Source organism: Kitasatospora sp. NPDC057500 (assembly GCF_042802195.1).
GTDB lineage: Bacteria > Actinomycetota > Actinomycetes > Streptomycetales > Streptomycetaceae > Kitasatospora.
Map to the genome: position 1 here is coordinate 1 of NZ_JBHVER010000324.1, position 5,685 is coordinate 5,685.

A 5,685-nucleotide genomic window follows, 5' to 3' on the forward strand; every position below is an offset into this window, starting at 1 on the left:
GCACCGAGCCGTCCCGCTCCGCCGCGGAGCGCGAGGGGGGTTACAGCTCCTTGCGGAAGGCCTCCGCCACCGCGAGGAAGATCGAGTTGCCCTCGACCTCGCCGATCGAGATGCGCACGCCCTCCGGGAACGGGCGGACGATCACGCCGGCCTCGGCGCACGCGGCCGCGAAGTCCTGGGAGCGCTCGCCGAGTTCCAGCCAGACGAAGTTGGCCTGCGAGTCCGGGATCTCCCAGCCCTGGGCACGCAGCGCGGCCACCACCCGGCCCCGCTCCTCGACCAGCGCGTCCACCCGGACCATCAGGGCGTCCTCGGCGCGCAGCGAGGCGACCGCGGCGTCCTGGGCGAGCTGGGTGACGCCGAACGGCACCGCGGTCTTGCGCAGGGCGTTGGCCACCGGCTCGTGCGCGATCGCGAAGCCGACCCGCATCCCGGCCAGGCCGTAGGCCTTGGAGAAGGTGCGCAGCACGCAGACGTTCGGGCGGTCCCGGTAGAGGTCGATGCCGTTGGGCACCTCGGGGTCGCGGATGAACTCGATGTACGCCTCGTCGATGACGATCAGCACATCGGCCGGGACGGCGTCCAGGAAGCGCTCCAGCTCGGCGCGGTGGATCACGTTGCCGGTGGGGTTGTTGGGGTTGCAGACGAAGATCAGCCGGGTCCGCTCGGTGACCGCGGCCAGCATCGCGTCCAGGTCGTGGTCGCCGCCGGCGGTGAGCGGCACCGGGACCGGGGTCGCGCCGGCGACCTGGGTGATGATCGGGTAGGCCTCGAAGGAGCGCCAGGCGAACATCACCTCGTCGCCGGGGCCGGCCGTCGCCAGGATCAGCGACTGGGCGACGCCGACCGAGCCGGTGCCGGTGGCGATGTGCTCGGCGGGCACCTCGAAGCGCTCGGCCAGCACGGCGGTCAGCTCGGTGCCGGCCATGTCCGGGTAGCGGTTGAGCCGGCCGGCCGCCGTGACCGCCGCCTCCAGCACGCCCGGGAGCGGCTCGTACGGGTTCTCGTTGGACGACAGCTTGTACGCGTCGGCGCCGGCGGGCTTGCCCGGCTTGTAGGTGGGAATGCCGTCCAGGGTCGGCCTGAGGCGGGGCCCCTGTGCTGCGGTCACGGTCGGTCTCCTTCTGTTCTTCCGCTGCGTTCGCCCGCCACGGTCGGGATCGCCGCCGTGCCCGGGAATCGGAACGCACCCGGTCCACCCCGGTCGGGTGCCCTGAACATAACCGATCGCACTCACCCGTAGGAGTGAGATGCCCGGTCGGGTTACAGGTGCAGATCAGCCATTCTGCCGGGTTCCTTGGCACATGTCAGAGGTAAACCGGCTGGTTTCGTCCGGGGATCGAAGGGGCGCACGCGGGCTCACTCATGGAGAAACGTATCTCCACAGGCTCCGAATGCGCCGGTCACAGACCCTTGTCAGGAGCCATACGATCGGTCCGCCATGACAGCAGCAGCCAACCAGAGCGGTCGGCGTCCCACCACCTCACGGCGTCTGGAGCGGGCCGGCATCCGGGATGTGGCAGCAGCCGCCGGAGTGTCGATCACCACCGTCTCCGACGCGCTGAACGGGAAGGGCCGCCTGCCCGACGAGACCAGAAGCCGGGTGCGCGAAGTCGCCGAGCGCCTCGGCTACCGCCCCTCGGCGGCCGCACGGACCCTGCGCACCGGACGGTCCGGCCTGATCGGGCTGACCGTCACCACCTACGGCGAAGAGCCGTTCACCTTCACCGAGTTCGCCTACTTCGCCGAGATGGCCCGGGCCGCCACCAGCGCCGCCCTGGGCCGCGGCTACGCGCTGGTGGTGCTGCCCGCCTCCTCCCGGCACGACGTCTGGGGCAACATCGCCCTGGACGGCACCGTGGTGATCGACCCGCCCGACCAGGACCCGCTGGTGAGCGAGCTGTACCGGTCCGGCGTCCCGGTGGTCAGCGACGGCAAGCCGGGCAACTGCCCGGTCACCGCCTGGGTCGACAACGACCACGAGGCCGCCGTGCTCGGCATCCTCGACCACCTCTCCGAGGCCGGCGCCCGCCGGATCGGACTGCTCACCGGCACCAGCACCGACACCTACACCCGGCTCTCCACCGAGGCCTACCTCGGCTGGTGCGCCAAGGTCGGCCAGGAGCCGGTCTACGAGACCTACCCCGCGCACGACCCGGCCGCCGGCGCCGTCGCCGCCGACCGGCTGCTCGCCCGCCCCGACCGGCCGGACGCCGTCTACGGCCTGTTCGACCCCAACGGCACCGACCTGCTCGCCGCCGCCCGCCGCTACGGCCTGCGGGTGCCCGACGACCTGCTGCTGGTCTGCTGCAGCGAGAGCGACGTGTACGCGGCCACCGAGCCGCCCATCACCACCCTGTCGCTCAAGCCGCGGCGGATCGGCACCACCGTGGTGAACCTGCTGATCGACGCCATCGAGGGGGTGGACTCCGGCACCGGCGTCGACATCGCCCGGCTCTTCCCGCCCCGCTTCCGCACCGCCGGCACCGGCCCGCCGCCCGGCACCCTGATGCCCACCGAACTCATCGTCCGCGCCTCCTCCCAACGGCGGAGCCCGCGCACCACGGTCAGCCCGCCCCGCCCGCCGGGCGAGATGTGACCCCGGGCCGCACCCTCCGGGTGTGCGGCCCACCCCCTGCCGAGTCGGGACAAAACGGACCTGACGGACCGACCGGCTGACGCTCCGGAGGATTGGATACCCACCAGGTGACGACGCCGGGAGAGTGGTCTTCCTATGATGGGCGAATGACACCCGAGGACCGCTTCCCCGGGCCTGAACACCCGGACTCAGGCCCACGCCACCAGCCGGACCTCGACGTGCTGCCGTACGGCACCTATTACGAACCCGAACCCGCCGGCGGGTACTCCGGGGGCGGCTACGAGGCCGAGACCTACAGCGGCTACGGCGGCGCCCGCTACCTCGAACAGCACTGGCCGGCCGCCGGCCCCGAGCACGGCCACACCGTGCACGCCCCGACCGGCCACGACGGTCACGACGGCCACAACGGGCACGAGGGTCACAACGGGCACGACGGCCGCGCCGGCTACGAGCCGACGCTGACCGACCACCCGTCCCCCGCCCACGGCGGCCACCAGGGCCCCGGCACCGGCCCGCAGAGCGACGACCCGCCGACCATCGAGCTCGGCCCCCCGCTCGCCGAACCCGGCCTGCCCTACCACCCGTACCCGGCCCCCGGCCCCGGCGAGCCGCCCGGCCCGCTCTACGTGGTCGGCGACGTGCACGGCTACCTCGACGAGCTCCGCGCCGAGCTGCGCCACCAGGGCATCATCGACGCCGACGGCCACTGGTCGGCCGGCCGCGCCCGGATCTGGTTCCTCGGCGACTTCACCGACCGCGGCCCGGACGGCATCGGCGTCATCGACCTGGTCATGCAGCTCGCCGCCGAGGCGGCCGCGGCCGGCGGCTACTGCCGTGCCCTGATGGGCAATCACGAGCTGCTCTTCCTGGGCGCCGCCAAGTACGGCGACGAGCCGGTCCAGTCCACCGCCGGCACCGCCTCCTTCCTCGCCGCCTGGCGGCTCAACGGCGGCCAGCAGAGCGACCTGGAGCGCCTGGAGGCGCACCACATCAGCTGGCTCTCCCGGCTCCCGGCGATCGCCCTGGAGGACGGCCACCTGCTGCTGCACTCCGACACCACCGCCTACCTGGAGTACGGCGAGTCCATCGCCGAGGTCAACGACGCCGTCCACGACCTGCTCGCGGACGAGGGCGTCGACGAGTGGTGGGACTGCTTCCGCCGGTTCACCAAGCGGTTCGCCTTCCGCGGCGACCCCGGCCCGACGGCCGTCCGCGAACTGCTGGACGCCTACGGCGGCGTGCGGGTGGTGCACGGGCACAGCCCGATCCCGTACCTCACCGGCGCGGTGCACGCCGACGACGGCATGCCGCCGCACGTCCCGGGCCCGTACGTCTACGCGGACGACCTGGCCGTCGCCATGGACGGCGGCGTGACCATGGAGGGCCGTCTGCTGGTCGCCCGCCTGCCGGTCTGACCCCGGGCCCGGGACCACCCTCCGCACCCGCCGCACCGCCGCCGGACGGACACCGCTCCGGCGTGCGGCCGGCCGTGTCCGCGTGCCCCGTTCCGCGCCACTCCCCGCCGCGCCACTCCCCGCCGCGCCCGCCGCGCCCGCACTGACCTGCGCCGACCACTTCCGAACACGAACCAGCCGACCCCCGCGCGGAAGTCCGCCAATTCCCTCCGGTTTAATGTGCCCTCCGCGGGGGGCGTATCCGGATCGCTCTCCGTTTTTGTTGGAGAGGGACAGAACTGACATGACCCGAACCGGGGGGAAGTCCGGCATACCCGAAAACTCCGGAAAGACGGAGCTTCGGCTCCCCGTTGCCCGTATTGCCGTGATTGCCGGGCTGGTGGCCTGGTGCCTCGCCATGCGCGGGCTGATGATGGACCGGGAGTCCAGGGACTTCACCTACTTCCTGGCGAACTGGTACCGGACGCTGGACGAGAACGGCGGATTCCAGGCGCTCAAGGAATCGGGGTTCTCGGATTACAACGTCCCGTACCTCTACCTGCTGGCGGCGCTGACCTATCTCCCGGTTTCGGCACTCACCGGAATCAAGGTCGTCTCGATCGCGTTCGATCTGCTTCTGGCCTTCTTCGCCTTCCGGATCGTCGCGCTCCGCCATCCGCGGCCCGACGACTGGCAGCCGATCGCCGCCGGCGGTGCGGTGCTGCTGCTGCCCACGGTCGCCTTCAACAGCGGCTGGTGGGGCCAGGCGGACTCGATCTACACCTCGTTCATCGTCGGCAGCCTCTACTTCGTGCTCCGCCACCGCCCCTGGTGGGCCTGCGCCATGCTCGGCTTCGCCCTGGCCTTCAAGCTGCAGACCGTCTTCGTCTTCCCGTTCCTGCTGGTCCTGCTCGCCGTCCGGCGGATCCCCTGGTACTCCCTGCTCGCCCTGCCCGGCGTGTACCTCGCACTGGACGTCCCGGCCGTCCTGCTCGGCACCGACCCGGTCAAGCTGCTCACCGTCTACGCCCGGCAGACCGAGTCCTACCAGCAGCTCACCCTGAACGCGCCCTCGGTGTACCAGTTCATCGACCAGCCGGCGTCCGCCGAGCAGGCCGCGGACATCCGCGGCGCGGGCGTCGTGCTCGCCGGTGCGGTGGTGCTCACGCTGGTCGTGCTGGCCGTCCTCTCCCGGGCCGGCCGGGCCGCCCGGCGGCGCGACGAGGGGCACGTCGCGCTGAGCGACGACCGGGTGGTGCTGCTGGCGACCTGCTCGGCGATCGTGGTGCCGTACCTGCTGCCGTCCATGCACGACCGCTACTTCTACGTCGCCGACGTGCTCACCCTGATCGCCGCGTTCCTCCTGCCGCGCCGCCTCTGGTTCGCGCCGGTCCTGACCCAGGTGGCCTCGCTGGCGGCCTACCTGACCTTCCTGCGGCCCCCGTCGGTCGAAGTCGTGGCCGAGTACGACTACTCCGTCCGGACCTGGGTGCTGCTCGCGGTGGCGATGGGCGCCGCGGCCGTCGGCGTGGTCGTGGTCACCTTCCGGGAGTTCCGCCGCCACGAGGACCCCCAGGCCGGTACCCCGGAGGACCCCGCCGTCGAGCAGGGACCCCCGGCCCCTGCTGTCTCCTGATCCTCCGGCGCCCCGGCGCCCCGGCTCCCCGCTCCCGGCTCCGGAACGACGACCGC

General features: G+C 72.3%; 4 protein-coding genes. 3 read left to right on the plus strand and 1 reads right to left on the minus strand.

The genetic code is table 11. The features are described 5' to 3' along the window. Window positions 1–40: 40 nt before the first annotated feature. Window positions 41–1,111, minus strand: coding sequence for a histidinol-phosphate transaminase (gene hisC, locus ACFU74_RS35550; RefSeq protein ID WP_380764273.1), 1,071 nt, complete (start codon window positions 1,109–1,111; stop codon window positions 41–43). A 330-nt stretch (window positions 1,112–1,441) separates the two neighbouring features. Here hisC and ACFU74_RS35555 point away from each other — a divergent pair, with 330 nt between their 5' ends. From ACFU74_RS35555 to ACFU74_RS35565, 3 genes are all read left to right on the plus strand, one after another. Continuing rightward, window positions 1,442–2,599, plus strand: coding sequence for a LacI family DNA-binding transcriptional regulator (locus ACFU74_RS35555; RefSeq protein ID WP_380764274.1), 1,158 nt, complete (start codon window positions 1,442–1,444; stop codon window positions 2,597–2,599). 146 nt (window positions 2,600–2,745) lie between these two features. Further along, on the plus strand, window positions 2,746–4,014 hold the full coding sequence (locus ACFU74_RS35560; RefSeq protein ID WP_380764275.1) for a metallophosphoesterase: 1,269 nt from the start codon (window positions 2,746–2,748) through the stop codon (window positions 4,012–4,014). Window positions 4,015–4,378: 364 nt separating this feature from the next. Next, window positions 4,379–5,629, plus strand: a complete 1,251-nt coding sequence (locus tag ACFU74_RS35565) for a glycosyltransferase 87 family protein (RefSeq protein ID WP_380764276.1) — start codon at window positions 4,379–4,381, stop codon at window positions 5,627–5,629. The last annotated feature ends 56 nt before the right edge of the window (window positions 5,630–5,685 follow it).